This window comes from Serratia sp. Res13-Sevr-LER1-36-b, assembly GCF_015673035.1.
Lineage (GTDB): Bacteria > Pseudomonadota > Gammaproteobacteria > Enterobacterales > Enterobacteriaceae > Chania > Chania fonticola_C.
In genome coordinates this window covers 113,282-132,057 of sequence record NZ_JADACK010000020.1, presented here as the reverse complement: position 1 = coordinate 132,057, position 18,776 = coordinate 113,282, and the positions used below count along the sequence as shown (strand labels likewise).

Annotated in this window: 15 protein-coding genes; 12 read left to right on the top strand and 3 right to left on the bottom strand. The window is 50.8% G+C overall.

Annotated features, from left to right (window positions below; translation table 11 throughout):
* From truD to rpoS, 9 genes are all read left to right on the top strand, one after another.
* Nucleotides 1-1,047 carry a tRNA pseudouridine(13) synthase TruD gene (gene truD / locus IMQ33_RS14795; protein ID WP_098928719.1) on the top strand — a complete coding sequence of 349 codons (1,047 nt, stop codon included), beginning with the start codon at nt 1-3 and terminating at the stop codon, nt 1,045-1,047.
* A gap of 390 nt (nt 1,048-1,437) precedes the next feature.
* Nucleotides 1,438-2,163, top strand: coding sequence for a fimbrial protein TcfA (locus tag IMQ33_RS14790; protein ID WP_074423421.1), 726 nt, complete (start codon nt 1,438-1,440; stop codon nt 2,161-2,163).
* Nucleotides 2,164-2,245: 82 nt separating this feature from the next.
* Nucleotides 2,246-2,743 carry a CS1 type fimbrial major subunit gene (locus IMQ33_RS14785; protein ID WP_065687022.1) on the top strand — a complete coding sequence of 166 codons (498 nt, stop codon included), beginning with the start codon at nt 2,246-2,248 and terminating at the stop codon, nt 2,741-2,743.
* 116 nt (nt 2,744-2,859) lie between these two features.
* Nucleotides 2,860-5,523, top strand: a complete 2,664-nt coding sequence (locus tag IMQ33_RS14780; RefSeq protein WP_230326742.1) for a TcfC E-set like domain-containing protein — start codon at nt 2,860-2,862, stop codon at nt 5,521-5,523.
* Nucleotides 5,524-5,533: 10 nt separating this feature from the next.
* Nucleotides 5,534-6,691 (top strand): CfaE/CblD family pilus tip adhesin, encoded by a 1,158-nt coding sequence (locus IMQ33_RS14775; RefSeq protein WP_065687020.1) that lies wholly within the window; start codon nt 5,534-5,536, stop codon nt 6,689-6,691.
* 309 nt (nt 6,692-7,000) lie between these two features.
* Nucleotides 7,001-7,762: a 5'/3'-nucleotidase SurE gene (gene surE / locus IMQ33_RS14770; protein WP_065687019.1), complete on the top strand. Its 762-nt coding sequence runs from the start codon at nt 7,001-7,003 to the stop codon at nt 7,760-7,762.
* The gene (locus IMQ33_RS14765; RefSeq protein WP_065687018.1) at nt 7,756-8,382 is read left to right on the top strand and encodes a protein-L-isoaspartate(D-aspartate) O-methyltransferase; all 627 of its coding nucleotides are present in this window, start codon (nt 7,756-7,758) and stop codon (nt 8,380-8,382) included. The genes surE and IMQ33_RS14765 overlap by 7 nt, the downstream gene beginning before the upstream one ends.
* Nucleotides 8,383-8,649: 267 nt before the next feature.
* Nucleotides 8,650-9,630, top strand: coding sequence for a murein hydrolase activator NlpD (gene nlpD / locus IMQ33_RS14760; RefSeq protein WP_065687017.1), 981 nt, complete (start codon nt 8,650-8,652; stop codon nt 9,628-9,630).
* A gap of 54 nt (nt 9,631-9,684) precedes the next feature.
* Nucleotides 9,685-10,683: an RNA polymerase sigma factor RpoS gene (gene rpoS, locus IMQ33_RS14755; RefSeq protein WP_024484093.1), complete on the top strand. Its 999-nt coding sequence runs from the start codon at nt 9,685-9,687 to the stop codon at nt 10,681-10,683.
* A 236-nt stretch (nt 10,684-10,919) separates the two neighbouring features.
* On the opposite strand, the gene mutS is transcribed toward rpoS, so the two are convergent.
* Nucleotides 10,920-13,475, bottom strand: coding sequence for a DNA mismatch repair protein MutS (gene mutS, locus IMQ33_RS14750; protein WP_196062243.1), 2,556 nt, complete (start codon nt 13,473-13,475; stop codon nt 10,920-10,922).
* Between the two features lie 1,308 nt (nt 13,476-14,783).
* On the opposite strand from mutS, the gene IMQ33_RS14745 reads away from it, so the two are divergent.
* Nucleotides 14,784-15,350: a LuxR C-terminal-related transcriptional regulator gene (locus IMQ33_RS14745; protein WP_065687016.1), complete on the top strand. Its 567-nt coding sequence runs from the start codon at nt 14,784-14,786 to the stop codon at nt 15,348-15,350.
* Between the two features lie 405 nt (nt 15,351-15,755).
* Nucleotides 15,756-16,328, top strand: a complete 573-nt coding sequence (locus IMQ33_RS14740; protein WP_196062244.1) for a helix-turn-helix transcriptional regulator — start codon at nt 15,756-15,758, stop codon at nt 16,326-16,328.
* Between the two features lie 103 nt (nt 16,329-16,431).
* Here IMQ33_RS14740 and IMQ33_RS14735 read toward each other — a convergent pair whose 3' ends face one another.
* Both IMQ33_RS14735 and IMQ33_RS14730 read right to left on the bottom strand, forming a co-directional pair.
* Nucleotides 16,432-16,926, bottom strand: coding sequence for a hypothetical protein (locus IMQ33_RS14735; RefSeq protein WP_196062245.1), 495 nt, complete (start codon nt 16,924-16,926; stop codon nt 16,432-16,434).
* A complete protein-coding gene (locus tag IMQ33_RS14730) occupies nt 16,910-17,692 on the bottom strand; it encodes a helix-turn-helix domain-containing protein (RefSeq protein WP_196067759.1) in 783 nt (260 codons plus the stop codon). Before IMQ33_RS14730 ends, IMQ33_RS14735 begins: the two co-directional genes overlap by 17 nt.
* A 535-nt stretch (nt 17,693-18,227) precedes the next feature.
* On the opposite strand from IMQ33_RS14730, the gene IMQ33_RS14725 reads away from it, so the two are divergent.
* On the top strand, nt 18,228-18,770 hold the full coding sequence (locus IMQ33_RS14725; RefSeq protein WP_196062247.1) for a fimbrial protein: 543 nt from the start codon (nt 18,228-18,230) through the stop codon (nt 18,768-18,770).
* Nucleotides 18,771-18,776 lie beyond the last annotated feature (6 nt).

Below are 18,776 nucleotides of genomic sequence, written 5' to 3'. Positions count from 1 at the left end.
ATGGACATGGCTAATCTGACCTGGTTGCACGGCAAGCCAGCGGCTACCGGCGTGCTGAAAGCCAACCCGGAAGACTTTGTGGTGGTTGAGGATCTGGGCTTTACGCCGGACGGCGAAGGTGAGCACCTGCTGGTGAATATCCGCAAGAACGGCTGCAACACCCAGTTTGTGGCGGACTATCTGGCGAAGTTTGCCGGCATTCATGCCCGTTCGGTCAGCTATGCCGGTTTGAAAGATCGCCATGCGGTCACCGAGCAGTGGTTCTGTCTGCATCTGCCGGGGAAAGAATCTCCCGATCTCCGCCAGTTTGCGTTGGAAGGCTGCGAAGTGCTACAGGCCGCTCGCCACCTACGTAAGCTGCGCATCGGTACGTTGAAGGGTAACGAATTTACCTTGGTGCTGCGCCAGATCAGCGATCGCCAAGAAGTAGAGCAGCGTTTGCAGGCCATCGCGGCGGGCGGCGTGCCGAACTACTTTGGCAGCCAGCGCTTTGGCCGTGGTGGCAACAACCTGACGATGGCACGTCGCTGGGCCAACGATGAGATCCGGGTCAAGGAACGCAGCAAACGTAGCTTCTACCTGTCTGCCAGCCGCAGTGCGTTGTTCAACCTCATTACCAGCCAGCGTTTGGCTAACCAACAGCAGCAAACGGTGCTGGAAGGGGATGCGTTACAGCTGGCTGGCCGCGGGAGCTGGTTCGTGGCCAAAGCGGAAGAGCTAGCCACCCTGCAACAACGGTTAGACGCAGGTGAACTGATGATCACCGCTCCGTTGCCGGGGGATGGTGAGCCGGGAACTGCCGCAGAGGTACTGGAGTTTGAACAAAGTTGCCTGGCGCAACAGCCGGAATTGCTGAGTCTGTTAAAGCGTGAGCGCGTAGAGCCTGCACGACGGGCCTTGCTGCTACAGCCGCAGAAAATGCAGTGGAACTGGTGGGATGATGTCACCGTGGAATTACGTTTCTGGTTACCGGCAGGCAGTTTCGCTACTAGCGTAGTGCGCGAAATAATGCAATTGGCTAGCGGTGACGCGGATATTGCCGAGTAGCCGTTAACTTAATCCTCAGCTATCAATTCTTGCTTTCTCGTTCAGGCGGAGAGGAACTCTGCCTGAACTGAATAAGACAGCGAAAATGCTGTCACCGGCCTGGCTTGCCAGGCTAATTTTCCCCGTATTGCGCCATTGATTAAAACCTCATCTTGTAATTCATCTTAAATATTATAATTTGTTTATTTCTGTTTGTTATAATTAAAAATTATCTTGTTTTTTATCATGAGGTTACCGAAGGTATTATTCTTGTTTTTATTATTATAATTATTAAGTTGATCTGCGTGCTCATTGGTTTTTATACTTGCTGCGAATTTTACGAGACTAAGCGTGGCTGGAGTTGGCTGTGTTTTAAAGTTTGATATAAAAGACTCTCATTACGGATTAATCATGAAGCTCAATATTATTAAACGCCTGAGTGGTGTTGCTATTTTTTGTTTTTTACCAGGTTATGTATTGGCTAATATGAGCGTTTATCCTATGGAAGTCGGGATCGGCGAAACTGGAGCCGCTCAAATAAGGGTTATATCCCAAAGCGACGCGGTGCAATTCGTCAAGGTAACAGAAAAACAAATACTAAATCCCGGCACTAAACAAGAACAAGAAGCGGACGTTGAACAATTTGGACAAAGCTCGCTGGTGATAACGCCGCAAAAATTGGCTATTTCGGCAGGTAGCCAACGCCTTGTACGGTTGGTCGCGCTGGAGTTACCGGAAAAAGAAACCACCTGGCGAGTTTATTTTGAAGGCGTGCCGGAATTAGAAGATAACGTCGCTGCTGCCAGCCCACAGATGACCACGACCAAGGTAGGTATCAACCTGGTATGGGGAGCATTGGTCCACGTTGCGCCTAAAAAGGCTGTTGCCAGCCTGACGCTGGATGCACAGCGCGGTCAGGTTATCAATGATGGTACGTTACGTATTCCGCTACGAGAGGTAGGGGTTTGTGACCAGGGCGGTGTTTGCAACTGGAAAAAAGAAACCACCACGATATATCCCGGTACCGAGCTTAAAATTGCCTCGCTAATGGTAATGCCAGGGAAGAAATATAAAGCGCGTTATTTTAACTGGCTTAAGAAGCGCGTTGAAGAAATTGATTTGTCTGTAAAGCTTTAAGTGTGGAGTCAAATCATGTATAGCCCCGATTTTATGGGGTGAGTAAAGTTGGATGTTATTTATAAAATAAAATGGAGATTTTATGAAAAAGTTTATTAAACCACTGCTGATCGTTTCAACCATGGCTGCCGTATTTTCAGTTCAGGCAGTGCAGAAAGATATTACTGTGAATGCCAACGTGGATGCGACGATTGATATGACGCAACCTGATAATACCGGTTTGCCAAGCAGCATCGATATGCAGTATTTGCCAGGCAAAGGCCTGACGCCTTTTAACCTGAACACCAAGGTCTGGTCTAACAACGCTACCGCTGGCGTTAACGTTCGCCTGGTCAGAGCCGCGAGCCTGGCGGATGTCAATGGGGTTAACAAGATCCCATTGACCGTAAGCCTGGGTGAAACGGTACTGACCACCACCAACCAACTGCTGGAAGCGGCGACCCTGTTCCCTGCGGGAATCGAAAATGGTTCAGACGTTCTGCCGCTGCGTTTTGCCCAGACCACGCAAGGCACTATCGCCACTGGCACCTACAGCGGCATTGTTAGCCTGGTGGTGACTCAGGCGACCAAGGCTCCTTAAGACGACCCAATTCAAAAGTTTGTTTTCATATCTTATGGGGCTCTTAGCCCCATTTTTATCAGGGATGAATAATGGCTTTTCGCGCTAGCCTATCTGCAGGGTTGTTGGTAGGCCTTATGATTATGCAACACGATTCGTCGGCTACCCCTAAAATTCCACCAGGCTTCGAGGCCTTGGCACAAGGGCAGCTTGTTTGGGTTGATGTTTCCCTTTATGGCAAGTCTCTCGGGCTTTATGAAGCCAATATTAATCTGGAACAGGTTGTCTTCATAAAGCCAGCGGAACTGGCTGATGCCGTGAAGCAACAGTTCAACGACGATCCTGAGCTTGGTGCACAACTGATGGCAGCGCTGGGGCAACCGCTCGCGCGTAATGGCAACCTTGCCTGCAGCGGTAATGGTAACGCGCCAAGTTGCGACTATCTGGAAACCCAGACGGTTGGCATCATCTATGACGAGAATAATTCCCGGGTTAACCTGTTCCTTGACCGTCAGTACCTCCCGAAAAAAGCTGTCGGTAGCGGTTTCTATCAGGCGACAGCAGAAAGTGAAAATGCGCTGATCCATCAGCAAAACCTCAATTTTGTTGCTGATGAAAGCTATCAGTCATTGTCGCTGCAGGGGACTGGCTCACTGGGCGTCACTGAAAATGGCTATCTTAATGCCGACTGGTTCTATACGGGGCAGCGCTACCGCCATAGCAACCATCAGCAGATAGAGATGAATAATGCCTATTTTCGGCAGGACTTGTGGAAAAGCCTCTATCTGCAAGGCGGAATGATGGACTCCCGTGACATCTTCAGCAATGCGGGGGGCAACATCAACCTGAGCCAATTGCCGATTGGCAAGATCCGTGGGTTACGGGCTGGTTCGACCATGGCCTGGGTCAACCAGAGCCAGGTTTCCCGTGGGACCCCGGTCTCGGTCTTCCTTTCGCGCAACGCTCGCATCGACGCCTATCGTGACGAACAGTTACTGTCTTCCTTTTACCTGAATGCCGGGGCACAGGAACTGGATACGCGTACCTTCCCCAGCGGCAGCTATACCGTCACATTGCGGATCTATGAGGATAACCAGTTAGTCAGGACAGAAACCGTTCCTTATACCAACACCGGTGTGTCTCAGCTCAATGGCCCTCAGTGGTTCCTGCAAGCCGGGGTTGAAGTAGACCACGATACGCATCCTATGGCGGACGATCGGCGGGTGGTGCAAGGCGGGTTGCGTATTCCGTTGACCGATTCGCTGTCGCTGACGGCGGGTAGCACGATATTGAGCGACGTACACTACTGGGAAGGGGCGGCGGACTGGAGCCATGGTTTTAACAGTGGCCCGTTGGATGGCGTCATGACGGCTCGCGCCAGTTATCTGGCCGGTAGCGAGGGGACGCGGGGAAATATTCAGCAAATAAACTATAACGACGGTTTTTCATTGAGTTTCTACCGCTCGGCCCTCTCGGTGCCTGACTGCGGCTCTCAACAGAGAAACTATGGTTTTAGCGGTTGTTACCAGAGTTCCAACCTGATGCTTTCAGTCCCGCTCGCGCAGTGGTTTGCCAATATTGGCTACTCGCTTAACAGCAGTGGAGGGCGTTACCGCTATCGCAGTGAACTGTCTGGCAATGATGACAACCATCAGGATGTCGCCCCTTGGGAGCAGATCTACACGACGCGTTCGCGTAGTCAAACCTGGCAGATTGGGGTCAGCCGTTCCTTTGCGTTCAACGACATTAACATCAATAGCGGAGTCAGCGCTTTCAGGCGCCATGATAGCGGCCAGCAGGGAACCGACAAAGGCGGCTACTTCACCATCAGCCTATCGTTCTCAGGGCGCCGTGGCGGTGCCACTAACAGCACTACCTCTCTGGGCGCCAACTATCGCAATAGCCAGCGTGGGGAAGGGCAACTCAGTTATAACGCCAACTACAGCCGCTATATGGATGAGAGCGGGCAAAATGAGCTGGGGGCTTCGATTTATGGCGTCAATAGCCAGACCCTGACCGCTGCAACCTACGCCCGTGCCGGTGGACAGTACGGTAACGGCAGCTTCGCCGTCAGTGACGCCTATGACAAGGTAGCGAACCGGCACACGCTCAGCAGCAGCGGCAGCTATAGCTCTTCTTTGTTGGTCGATCGCAGCGGACTTTATTGGGGACGCTGGGGAGATGGCCGCCCGGCCTCCGCGATCACGGTTGGGGTGGATGCAGGGGAAGAAAGCCGTGCCGCATTGATCAGCGTAGCGGTAGACGGCAGCGGCCAGACGGACGTACGCAGCAACAGCCGGGCACTGTTTACCGTACCGGGCTATCAGCCAACCACCTTTGATATCAACGAATCACTTAGCGCTCCTGCCGGTATCAGCAGCGAGATCCGCCGAGGGGCGGGAACGCGTATGGCGTTTATGGTGCCGGGGAAAGTGCTGCGCCGGAATATTGAGGTGACTTCGCGTTACACCTGGTTGGGCAGAATGCTGGATGAGCAGGATAGGCCTTTGGTTAACGGCATTCCTCTTAACGTACTGTCCTGGACCCCGCTGGGTGAAGGTGGCTTTAGCCTGGAAACCACCCAGCCAATGAAGCAACTGTATCTGATGCGTGGCTCGCAGTTCTATCAGTGTGCCATGAAGGTGCAGGCCATGCGTGACGTGGTGCGCTATGTCGGTACCACCCGCTGTGCAGGGGTGACCATGGCTAACATACCGCCAGCCGAGCAGAAGCAGGCGCAATTGATGGCCGTGCGGCAGGGCCATGGCTCTGGAGTGCCGGTGGCGATGAACATGAATTAAGGATTTGAAAATGAAAATAAGCGTCAATGCTTTAATGCTCCTGCCAGCGTTGTTGGTTTTCCCCACCGCGACGTTGGCTGCGACACCACCCGTAGCACAAAATACGGTGTTAACCATGGGGCTAGCTCTGGACTCTATGCCTGCAAAAGTTGTTATCTGGGATAATTTATCTGCCGGGTTTGATGAAAATGATCAACCAAAGTGGGGGCGTAACACTCTGGTCTGCCAAAGTCGGACCGACAAAAAATATGGTGCATGCCTGAATAGACCGGTCTGGAATAATTCATCGGTAAGGCCCACAAAAATAACGCTGAATTTTACTTTGGCAGAAACGACAACCGTGGTCTCTTTGGTCATTGAAGGCAGCAGAAAAACGATACCGAAGACGGACGGGAAGAAGTGCACTCTGGGTACGATTGGTAGCGCTGAGGCTGACGGGCCCTGTGAGGCCTTTTTTACGTTTTCGATTCCTCAGGCAGAACTGAAGAAGTTAAGTGCTGGACGTTGGACGGCCACGCTTAAACAAGACCTGATGCAATGGCCTATTACTTCTTGTTCGGGAGACTGGAGCAGTACGGCAGAGGGGTGTACGAACGTCACGAAATTACATACCTGGTCTGCGGACATCGTGTTCAATGTGACGGATAATAGTAATCAGCAGATTTATCTACCCGCCTTCCCGACTTCGGCACCCGTTGTTAACCTGAACCTGAAAACTCGGCCAGGCGTTGGTAGCGGCAAGAGCGTTAGCGGTAGTACCAGCCTGGATGTGTGCCTCTACGACGGCAACAACTCGGCCAGTAAACGTATCAGCCTGCTATTTCAGGATGAGGGTATCACCGCACCGGAGCGAGCCGACGGGCAATTCTCCCTGTATCGTAATGGGGGGGATAAATCCAAGCCACGTGACCGGCTGGACTACCAGGTCAGCGTGATCAATCCCACCACCGGGGCAGTGCAAAACGTCGCCAATGGCAAAGAAATCGTCTGGAGCGATACCAACCGTCGCAATATTCAGCGGCTGGTGGTTCTACCTGGCGGTGGAGCCGCGGTACTTTGCGTGCCGGCCCCGCTGACCCTGACGACGCCTGCCTTCTCAATGGCGGATAAAACGGCGGGGGATTACACCGGCAAGCTGCGCGTAGTTTATATGCCCACGACCCAATAGTCTGGAGGGGCGAACTCGTCGGCCCTCACCCTACCTCAGGTATTCAACCTGGCCCCTTTGCCGAGGGGGCTATCCTGCCCTGTTTGCCACTGATGACCGTTGAATTGTATAGTAGATCGCATAGCTGGCCGTTTTGGCTAATACTATCAGCAACAGCGAGGCAAGCCTTGCTGTACCACGCAAGTCACAATGGGTAACACGGCAGGTTGGGCTTACTATTGAAAATATCATTAAAAACAGATGGATGTAGCAAGGTAAGTCAAACTCTTCGTTTTATCGCTTTCATCAAGAAAGTCGTTTAAATTCATTATGAGAATACTACTGAGCAACGACGACGGCGTTAGCGCCCCGGGTATCCAGATACTGGCGGCGGCGTTGCGTGAATTCGCCGAAGTGCAGGTGGTGGCCCCCGATCGTAACCGTAGTGGCTCTTCCAACGCGCTGACGCTGGAATCGCCGCTGCGTACGCTGACGTTGCCCAACGGCGATATTGCCGTGCAGCAGGGCACCCCGACGGACTGTGTCTACCTTGGCGTTAATGAACTGATGCTGCCAGCACCGGAGATTGTGGTGTCTGGTATCAACGCCGGGCCAAATCTGGGTGATGACGTTATCTATTCCGGCACCGTGGCTGCTGCGATGGAAGGCCGCCATCTGGGGCTACCCGCTTTGGCGGTGTCGCTCAATGGTCATCAGCATTATGAGACGGCGGCGGTAGTCACCTGCCGAATATTGCGCGCGCTGCAACAAGAACCGCTGCGTACCGGTAAAATCCTAAATATCAATGTCCCTGATTTACCGTTGGCGGAAATTAAAGGGATACGAGTGACCCGCTGTGGCAGCCGGCATCCCGCCGATAAGGTGTTTAGCCAACCGGATCCGCGTGGCCAGATGCTGTATTGGATCGGGCCACCGGGTGATAAATTCGATGCGGGCCCAGACACGGATTTTGCCGCCGTGGAGCAGGGTTACGTGTCGGTCACGCCTTTGCAGGTGGATTTGACCGCCTACGGGGCGCAAGATGTGCTATCAAAATGGTTAACCAAAGCAGAGGTTAGCGGGGAATGGTGAACAAACGCATACAAACGCTGCTGGCACAGCTGCGCCAGCAGGGGATCAGGGACGAACGGCTGCTCAAGGCAATCGAGAACGTTCCGCGTGAGCGTTTTGTTGATGAAGCATTAGCCCATAAAGCCTATGAGAACACGGCCCTGCCTATTGGTTCGGGGCAGACGATTTCTCAGCCTTATATGGTCGCGCGCATGACCGAGCTGCTGAACCTGCAGCCGAGCTCACGCGTGCTGGAGATTGGCACCGGTTCGGGTTATCAGACCGCGATCCTGGCGCATATGGTGCAGCATGTCTGCTCCGTTGAACGCATCAAAGGGCTACAGTGGCAGGCCAAGCGTCGTCTCAAGCAGCTTGATCTGCACAATGTCTCAACCCGCCATGGCGACGGTTGGCAAGGCTGGGGGTCGCGTGGACCATTTGATGCGATCATCGTAACGGCCGCGCCGCCGGAGATCCCGCAGGCGTTGATGCAGCAGTTGGACGACGGTGGAATTTTGGTGTTGCCGGTGGGCGAACAGGCTCAGGTACTGCAATGCATTCAGCGGCGGGGCGGTGAATTTTCCATCGATACCGTTGAAGCGGTGCGATTCGTTCCCTTGGTCAAGGGCGAACTGGCTTAGCCTACGCAGAGCAACATGACGGATAAATAAGTTGAATAATATTAATTTTTATTAGAATTGTTCCAGTATGTAGTTGTCTTATGGCGTGATCGTGCCAATGTGGCTAGCATTGGCGCCACGGTTTTTTAGCTCCCTGGTGGGTGATCTTCTGGTTTTCAGGGATCGGCCGGGGAAACCTTGTGCTGTAGAACGATAAAGCTCGGCTACGATGTATAAGGTATTTTTTGATATTGCTGTCATGGGGGAAGCATGAGCACGGGAAGCCCAATGAGTTCTTTACGCCGAGTTGCGGTGTGTACGATGTTAAGTGTTTGGTTAGTGGGTTGTTCGGATAAAAATTCTACTTCGGCACCTATCAGCAGCGTCGGTGGTGGTGGAGCTGCCGCATCGGCCAACGCCGGTGGCGGCAATGCATCACAGGGGCGTATTGTTTACAACCGTAGCTATAACTCGATCCCCAAAGGGAGCTACAACGGTGGTAGTACCTATACCGTTAAACGTGGCGACACGTTGTTCTACATTGCCTGGATCACCGGCAACGATTTCCGCGATCTGGCCCAACGCAACAATATTCCACAGCCATACAGCCTGGAAGTCGGCCAAACCCTGCAACTGGGGAGTGGTTCTGCCAATGGCGGCGGTGGGATGTTAGCGGGTGGTAATGGTACGGTGTCAAAACCACCTTCTACCACTCAGATACAAACTGCAACGGTTGATTCTCAATCAACGAACGCGTATTCTGATAACTCGAGTAAACAGAATGTAGGTAAAATGTTACCTACATCAGGAGCCGTAGTGGCAGGCTCAGCCGCAGCTCCTGTTACCGCACCAGCCGCTACGCCTCCGGCGAGCAGCACCGCCAGCAACAGCGCCCCAGTTAGCACCTGGAAATGGCCAACTGACGGTAAGATCATCGATAACTTCTCCTCATCGGAAGGTGGGAACAAAGGCATCGATATCTCTGGTTCCCGTGGGCAGCCGATTGTTGCTACCGCCGATGGCCGTGTAGTGTACGCAGGCAACGCTTTGCGGGGTTACGGTAATTTAATCATCATCAAACACAACGATGATTACTTGAGTGCCTACGCCCATAACGACACCATGCTGGTCCGGGAACAACAAGAAGTTAAGGCGGGGCAAAAAATAGCAACGATGGGAAGCACCGGAACCAGTTCAGTACGTTTGCATTTCGAGATTCGTTACAAGGGGAAATCCGTAAACCCGCTGCGTTATCTTCCGCAGCGATAGATTGGGCAGAATGCGTTGTATTCTGCTCGCGGTATCACGGGTAGGAGCCGCTTTATGAGCCAAAATACGCTGAAAGTTAACGAGTTACATGACGATGCAGATTTCGATGAGAACGCCATGGAGGCTGAGTCATTCGATGAAAAAGCGCAGGTAGAAGAAGAGACCAGCGAGAATGACTTGGCGGAAGACGAGCTGTTGTCTCAAGGTGTTACCCAACGCGTATTGGATGCCACGCAGCTCTATCTGGGCGAAATCGGTTACTCCCCTCTGCTAACCGCAGAGGAAGAAGTTTATTTTGCGCGGCGTGCACTGCGCGGAGATGTGCCGTCCCGCCGCCGCATGATAGAAAGTAACCTGAGGCTGGTAGTGAAAATTGCCCGTCGTTATAGCAATCGCGGCCTGGCGCTGCTGGATCTGATCGAAGAGGGTAACCTTGGTCTGATCCGTGCGGTGGAAAAGTTTGACCCAGAGCGCGGTTTCCGTTTTTCCACCTATGCGACCTGGTGGATCCGCCAGACGATTGAACGGGCGATCATGAATCAAACCCGGACTATCCGTTTGCCGATCCATATCGTCAAAGAACTGAATGTTTACTTGCGCACCGCGCGCGAGCTTTCTCACAAACTGGATCATGAACCCAGCGCTGAAGAGATTGCGGAGCAACTCGACAAACCGGTTGATGACGTCAGCCGTATGCTGCGCCTGAACGAACGTATCACTTCTGTCGATACGCCGTTAGGTGGGGATTCAGAGAAAGCCCTGTTGGACATTCTGACCGACGAGAAAGACAACGGGCCTGAAGACACCACGCAAGACGATGATATGAAACAGAGCATCGTCAAATGGCTGTTCGAATTGAACGCCAAACAGCGTGAAGTGTTGGCTCGCCGTTTCGGCCTGTTAGGGTATGAAGCGGCTACGCTGGAAGATGTTGGCCGTGAGATTGGCCTGACACGTGAGCGTGTTCGTCAGATCCAGGTTGAAGGCTTACGCCGCCTGCGTGAAATTCTGCAAATGCAGGGCCTGAGTATTGAGGCACTGTTCCGCGAATAAACGCGTTATAGTCATAAAATAAGAACGGTGAGCGTTGATGACGCTCACCGTTTTTTTATGCCTGCGATTTGCTGCGATTGACGGTGTTGTCATCAGGTACGGTGATCGTTCTGTTTTTCCGTAAAAGAGAGATGACGAGTAACGTGGTTAGGCCAGTGTCTGCAATTGATAACGAACTCGGACAATCCCCTCTCACTGTGGGAGAGGGGTCATATGCCCAAGTCAATGAAACCGCCTCAGACCAGGCTTTTCAACCGGTAGATCCACTCCAACGCCTGGCGTGGCGAAAGAGAATCCGGATCCAACGTCTCCAACGCTTCTACCGCCGGTGACACCTCTTCGTTCAACAACGTCATCTGGGTGGCATCTACCGTACCCGCCGCCGTCTGGCTGGAGAGGCTCTCCAACTCACGCAGCTTCTGGCGCGCACGTTTGATCACATCACGCGGTACGCCAGCCAACGCCGCTACCGCCAAGCCGTAGCTCTTACTGGCAGCGCCATCTTGTACGCTATGCATAAAGGCAATGGTATCACCGTGCTCCAGCGCATCCAGATGCACGTTAACCACGCCCTCCATTTTCTCCGGCAAGGTGGTCAGCTCAAAGTAATGGGTGGCAAACAGCGTCATAGCCTTGATGCGGCTGGCCAGGTTTTCGGCACAGGCCCAGGCTAAGGAAAGCCCGTCGTAGGTGGAGGTGCCACGGCCAATCTCATCCATCAGCACCAGGCTGTTTTCCGTGGCGTTATGCAGGATATTGGCAGTTTCGGTCATTTCCACCATAAAGGTTGAGCGGCCAGAAGCCAGATCGTCTGCCGCGCCCACGCGGGTAAAGATACGATCCACCGGTCCGATGGTGGCTTTTGCCGCCGGTACATAGCTACCGATATGTGCCAGTAACACAATCAGGGCCGTTTGCCGCATATAGGTACTTTTACCGCCCATATTCGGGCCGGTAATGATCAGCATACGGCGCTGCGGTGAAAGAGAAACCGGGTTGGCAATAAAAGGTTCTTTTAACACCTGCTCCACTACCGGGTGGCGGCCATCGACGATGCGAATGCCGGGCTGCTCAGTGATGGTCGGGCAGGCGTAGTTCAGCGTTTCGGCACGTTCCGCCAGGTTGGCTAACACATCCAGCTCGGCCAAGGCTCCGGCGCTCTGTTGCAGTTGCTCCAGATGCGGCAGCAGCAGATCAAACAGCTCGTCATACAGCCCTTTTTCGATCGCCAAGGCTTTCCCTTTTGAGGTCAGCACCTTGTCTTCATACTCTTTCAGCTCGGGAATGATGTAGCGTTCTGCATTCTTCAGCGTTTGGCGGCGCACATAGTGGATTGGCACCAGGTGGCTTTGGCCACGGCTGACCTGAATGTAGTAACCATGTACGCCGTTGAAACCAACCTTCAGCGTATCCAGGCCCAGCTTCTCGCGCTCGCGGATCTCCAGGCGATCCAGATAGTCGGTAGCACCGTCGGCCAGCGCCCGCCATTCATCCAGCTCTTCGTTATAACCCGGAGCAATCACACCACCATCACGGACCAACACCGGTGGGGATTCCACAATAGCGTGCTCCAGCAGTGCCTGTAGCTCGTCAAATTGACCGACCTGTGACAACAGCTTTTGCATCTGTGGTGCATCAGCGTTTTCCAGCAGGGCGCGGATATCCGGCAACTGCTGGAAGGCGTGGCGCATACGTGCGAGATCCCGTGGTCGAGCCGTGCGCAGTGCCAAACGGGCAAGAATACGCTCCAGATCGCCAACCTGACGCAGAGGTTGCTGCAACTCGCTACTCAATGGCTGCAATGCAGCGATGGCCTGCTGGCGGTTGTTCAGCACCTGGACGTCACGGGTGGGCATATGCAACCAGCGCTTGAGCATACGGCTACCCATTGGGGTAACGGTACGATCGAGGATGGCGGCCAGGGTATTTTCGCCGCCGCCGGACAGGTTCTGGGTGATTTCCAGATTACGGCGGGTGGCCGCATCCATAATGATGCCGTCTTGCTGGCGCTCCATGGTGAGGCCACGGATATGTGGCAGCGAAGTACGCTGGGTATCTTTGACATATTGCAGCAGGCAGCCCGCCGCGCGTAGCGCCTGATGGGCCTGCTCGACGCCAAAGCCGGTCAGATCGCGGGTGCCGAACTGCAGGTTCAACTGCTGGCGTGCGGTATCCAGCTCGAATTCCCACAGCGGGCGGCGGCGCAGGCCGTGGCGCTGTTCGATCAGCGCCATTTGCTCGAAGTTTTCCGGGTACAGCAGCTCAGCCGGATTGGTACGTTGCAGCTCGGCTGCCATGGTTTCAAGATCTTCTGGCTGGGCAACGCGGAAGCGGCCGGAGCTGAGATCCAATGTGGCATAGCCAAAGCCGCGGCCATCTTGCCAGATGGCGGCCAGCAGGTTGTCCTGGCGCTCTTGCAGCAGGGCTTCGTCGGTGATGGTGCCAGGGGTAACGATGCGCACCACTTTACGCTCTACCGGGCCTTTGCTGGTGGCAGGGTCGCCAATCTGCTCACAGATTGCGGCCGATTCCCCAAGCTGTACCAGCTTGGCGAGATAATTCTCCACCGCATGGTGAGGTACGCCCGCCATTGGGATGGGTTCACCCGCAGAGGCACCGCGTTTGGTCAGCGAGATATCCAGCAACTGAGAGGCTCGTTTGGCATCGTCATAGAACAGCTCGTAGAAATCCCCCATCCGATAGAACAGCAAGATCTCCGGATGCTGCGCCTTAAGGCGCAGGTATTGCTGCATCATCGGGGTGTGCGAATCGAGTTTTTCGGTGCTTGTCATAACGTTACCGTTCCAATCCATTGAATTCAAAGTTGATTGTGATATTCATTGTCGTCATTGGGTATCACGTCGCCTCATTAAAAAACCGCCAAAACGTTCAGGATGAGCAACAGCAAGCGCTGCTCAAATAAATCAATCGGTTGGTCAAGGGATTGAGCATATATGACCGGCAAACAGGCTGGCAAACCTTTGTCACTCAAAGCCTGCACAATGGCGAGATTGGCGGATAAAATCCACCCCAAACTCGGCAAGATCCTAGGTTTACAGGCGCAGCATCAGGATCTTTTTTCAGCCGCTATACTAGCCCAATAGGCAATAGGCTGTCACAGCCAAAAATTGGAAGCATTCCGCAAACTGCTCTTGTAATAGACTGAATAGGTTACATCGATGAGGTTAAACGGTAAGGAAAGGGGAGCTGAAAGAAGCAACTTCTGCATTAGAGAAGAGAACATGGAGCCCAATGGTTAGCTATTTTCGCAATACAGTGGTTTATAGCCCACTAACCCAGTCGTTGGGATGGCATCAACCAGTGTAGGGATATCTCTTGCCAGTAGCAGAATGCGTTTAGTCCGACGCAAAAGCCATGAGCAAAATAGTGGTCGTGCTCGGCGATAAAATGGAAAAAGTGCGCTTTATCATAGCGCTTCCTTGCAGGTATGAAAGGCCCTTCAGCCCCGCCCTATATCCTGTATGGCGGTGGTATCTTTTTGGTCAGCGCTTCTTTTTTTGAAGATTGGTGGGTATTGATATCTACCTGTCCCGATGAACGGTCATTTACGCGCGAAAGAGTTCTACTTATCAATATGAAAATCAAAGCATAGCAATAAGCTCTGATGGGGTTAGACATCCTGATTGAAAATCAATTTGCTGGGTTGTGTTGAATGTCATGGCGTTATTGTATTGACGTTTATAACGGATTTAAATGGGAGTTTTCTCTTTGTTTTTTCTTATTGTCTTATAATTTAGTGTTTTGTTGAATAAATCCACCTATAAGCGATTATAAAATATGGTGAATGTTTTTCATGGTGTGTAATGATTATTTTAAGCAATAAAATTGATTGACGATAATAATTTTATAAGAATATACTGATAAGGCTGGGTGTAAAAGGATATCATGACTCTATCCAGGTGATGAGAGAGTTTTTTACATAAATAAAAGAGCCATAAGTTAATTTTGGTTTGCTCTATCTATGGTATTAGAACCTGGGTGTATATTAAAAACAATATTGGATCGCCAGTCATTGGTGCTCCTGAATGCTGCGCGTTCCAATATGGATGGATTATTTTTACCAGGAGGTAAGTATTCCAATGATTCTAATAGACTCGGATTATTCCTGTTCATTAAGCAAAATAACGTTTAAATCGCTGATCGACACCTTAAGTTGTGAGCCAATTCCTGCCTTGTCTTATGGCGAGGGCTCTATCGCTTTTGTTGATGGGGACTCGGCTAATATCTACAGCGTCGTCAAGTCGGTTTACGAGCTACGCAAGAACAGCGAAGTCGTTTATATGGTCACGTTGCTGTCAAAAGATAAAGATTGTTCCTCGGTGATCAGGCATCTATCCGATTACGTGGTAGATAAAAAAATCACCTATGACGATCTGCAACGGCTGATCAGAACCATGGTTACGGCAAAACCCAAGGCGTTAGCGGATAATGTTTTTGGCGATATCTGGGGGGATATTCTGAAGTCTTCTCAGAAAGAGTATCTGGTATTGAAGCTGTTGTTGGATGGCCACAGCCAATACCAAATAGCCAAAATGTTAAACTTATCGATAAAAACCATCAGCGGCTATAAGGTTAAGGCGATAAAAAGGCATGGGGCAAGAAACTTCAACGAGCTCTACATGTTAAAGCTAAGCAATCATGCTTGAAGTCACCTATTAGATAGCATCCTTGGCGTGTAGGTTAAGCAATAGGGTGACTTGTTGCTAAACTCAACTGCGGTAACCAGGTGTTAAGCTCCATAAATGTCATTAATAAACTTAAAATTTAGAATTTAAATCTATAAATAACGTAATTTCAGTTATAAATAACTGCGTGGTAACTTTTCCTGTAACTTGAGGCTCAGATTGATGTGGGGCGCAGTTTGCCGGGTTTAGGTGTGGCAGGCGCAACGTCAATCCTGAGCAGTACGATAAGTTCAGTACCAGGTAGACATCGGCAAAACCCTTATGGGTTAGGCTTCTGACGTCGGTTAACAATGAACAAGGTTATTTGGGATAGCCTTAGGCCTGGTACTTCACCAAATCCAAGTATCATTTTTCAGGAAGTTACCCATGTTATTATTTGACACGAATTACCCTTGCCCTTTTAATAAGATCGCCTTCGGTTCAATTGTCGAGTCCCTAAACTCTGAGCCAAAATCAAGCTTGTGCCTTAATGAAAGTTACGTTGCTTTTATTGATGGGGACTCAAACGATATATACAACACCATAAAACAGATTTATGGTCTGAAAAAGGAAAATAAAACGATTTATGTGGTCACTCTGCTTTCTAAAGGTAAAGAGTGTTCTGCGATGGTTAAGCATTTATCCGACTTTGTAGTCGATAAAAAAATTGCCTATGCCGATCTAAAAAATCTGGTCAGAACTATGGATTCAGCGCAACCCAGGACGGTGACGGATAATCTCTTTGGTGATATTTGGGGGGAGGTGCTGAAGTCGTCGCAGAAAGAGAATCGAGTATTAAAGCTTTTAGTGGAGGGGTACTCGCAATCACAGATAGCCAAGATGCTGCATCTGTCGATAAAAACGGTCAGTGGCTATAAGGCCAAGGCGGTAAAACGGCATGGGGCAAGAAACTTCAATGAACTCTATATGCTTAAGTTCGGTAATAATCATGTGCAATAAACCGAGAAATACCCGTGCGATGGTGTCGGATGCTATCCTTGAGCCATCGCATTCACCGAGTGGGAAGAGAGAGCGCTTTACTGTTCAGTCATAAACTGGCCTGTTATTGATTATGGATGCACATCATCACTGGTGAAAAGTCATTCCACAATAAATAGCCATCGCCCACTTCGGTGATCCTCAGTTTCCTGGTTTTCACCGAAAAATCAAAAATGGACTGGTTAAACAACTCATTCGGCATAGTATCGCTGGCATTTTTATTGACATCCACCAGTTGCAAGGCGAGATAACCATCACCTTCATAACGATAGTCAAAATTGACGTTACGCAGCAGATTATACTTTACTGCGCCAACGCTATCCTTGACCGTAGCTGAGATATGCATTCTTCCTTGGCTTACACCATCAATATGTAAACTCATTACGCCCTGGGTTTGCAAGTCGCTTTGTACCAGGAAAAAGGCGGCACAGCTCACTTTTGGGCCTTTCTCGGTAACGAAAAATTTATGCATCAGGAGGTTGAATAGCAAGGCTACAGCGACCAAGGTGAGAGCAACCAACCCGATGAACCTGCCTGAGCGATTATTTAGCGAAAGCATAGACGGCCTTACAGTCAGAGAAATGAGACAGGGTGTGATCACTATTGGTGCAACGGGTTATGAATGCTCTGCCAGACCGTTGGTAGGCATAGTGTTCACCTGAGTGAAAAATAAATATCTCATTGTTGACGCACGGAGCATGCACAGCAGCCAACTCTTCGGCCAGTTTTTCCTTGCGTGCAGCGACGTCAGGCGAGCTAGCGCTAAGCGCATAGACAGGGCAGGTCGCTATATTGCCAATTTTATACAGCGTAGACTTCGGGAAACGGTAATCCAGGTGGCCAGTAGCGGAGCGGAAAGGCTGCAGAACCAATAAGGTTGAGATAATCAAGCTGATGGCGAGCAATGCGGGTTTATACCCTCTGCGTAGCCTTGATTGCTCTATTGCAGGCTGAACTTTGGTGCTTGTGGTTTCGACGTTGTGCGGTGTCTCCGAGCTGGCAGACACCATTTCCCGGGCGATATAAAAGCCGACTCGAGGAATGGTTTTAATGATTTCTTCGTCACAGCCTAACTCACTCAATGACTTACGGATCAGCGAAATATACTGATTGACCGAGTTATTCGAAGGTTCCAGACCATATTTATTCCAGATATTATTGAGTAATTCTTCCCGGCTTACCATTTTATCGGCGTTTTCCAACAGGTAGGTGAACAACCGGGTAGGAATGGTAGTGAAGGAGAGCCTTCTGTCGGGCTGTGCAATGTTCCACATCGCCCCGTCTTCGCTTCTGAACGCAATCATGTTAAAAATCGTAAAAACCATGTCCACCTCTGTAGGTTAAGACCTGACTCTGCCTCATTAAACCAGCCTACTCTGCTGCCGGGCTACAGTACAGCGCCGCAATCTCACAATATTATATTATAGCCGATATTGTTCCCCGCTTGTGGCATGTCGGGATGCGGGGGAGGGGAGAACGCTCAACCCGCAACGGGAAGTTGCACAAATGTAAAATGTAGGGCGTCAATATACTTCATACTGATAATAGTGATAAAAAAATTCTGAAAATAGACATTTTTTTGCTTTTTTTACTAGCAATAAATGCTTATTTAAAACGCATTATTAAGATATTTCCTGGTATATACATATACTTGCTGAGTTGTTCGCTAAGTTGTCTTTTTTTATAAGACAGCAAGAGAAAACAAAGAGGAATGTCCTATATAAGTATTTTCCTGTGACGGTATTATAGCGCCAATCCTAAGCAACGGAAATATTGTTGGGTAGTGATAAAAGGCGTGGCAGTGTACTTCACAGTCCGCCTAACATTTTAGTTAATATATAAATCATAGGAACGGATTTCATGAAAGTTAAAGCAATTGCAATGATCATTGGCGCTTCCCTGGTGGCTAGCACGGCTTACGCAGCTAACCAAGGCGAAGGCAAGATCACCTTTACCGGGTCTATCACTGATGCACCTTGCTCTATCGCTGCCGGTTCGCTGGATCAGGTTATCCCATTGGGTGCCGTGTCCAACGTTGCTCTGGCAGCTAACGATAATACCGGTGTTTCTACGCCAGAAGCTTTCAGCATTGAGCTGAAAGACTGTGTCATTGCTACCAAAGGTACTAAAGACAAAGTCTCCGTGACTTTCACCGGTGCGGCTTCTTCATATGACGCTAGCAGCCTGGGCCTGATCGGTACTGCTGAAGGTGCTTACATTCTGATGTCTCAGGCTGACGGTGCCAAAGTGGCTCTGAACACCCCTACCGCAGCTCAGACTGTGACTAATGGTACCAACAACACCCTGAGCTTCACTGCTGCTCTGAAAGGTGGTGGCGAAGATGCTGTGATCAAACCAGGTAGCTTCCAGGTTCCAACCAACTTCGTACTGTCCTACCAGTAAGTTTGT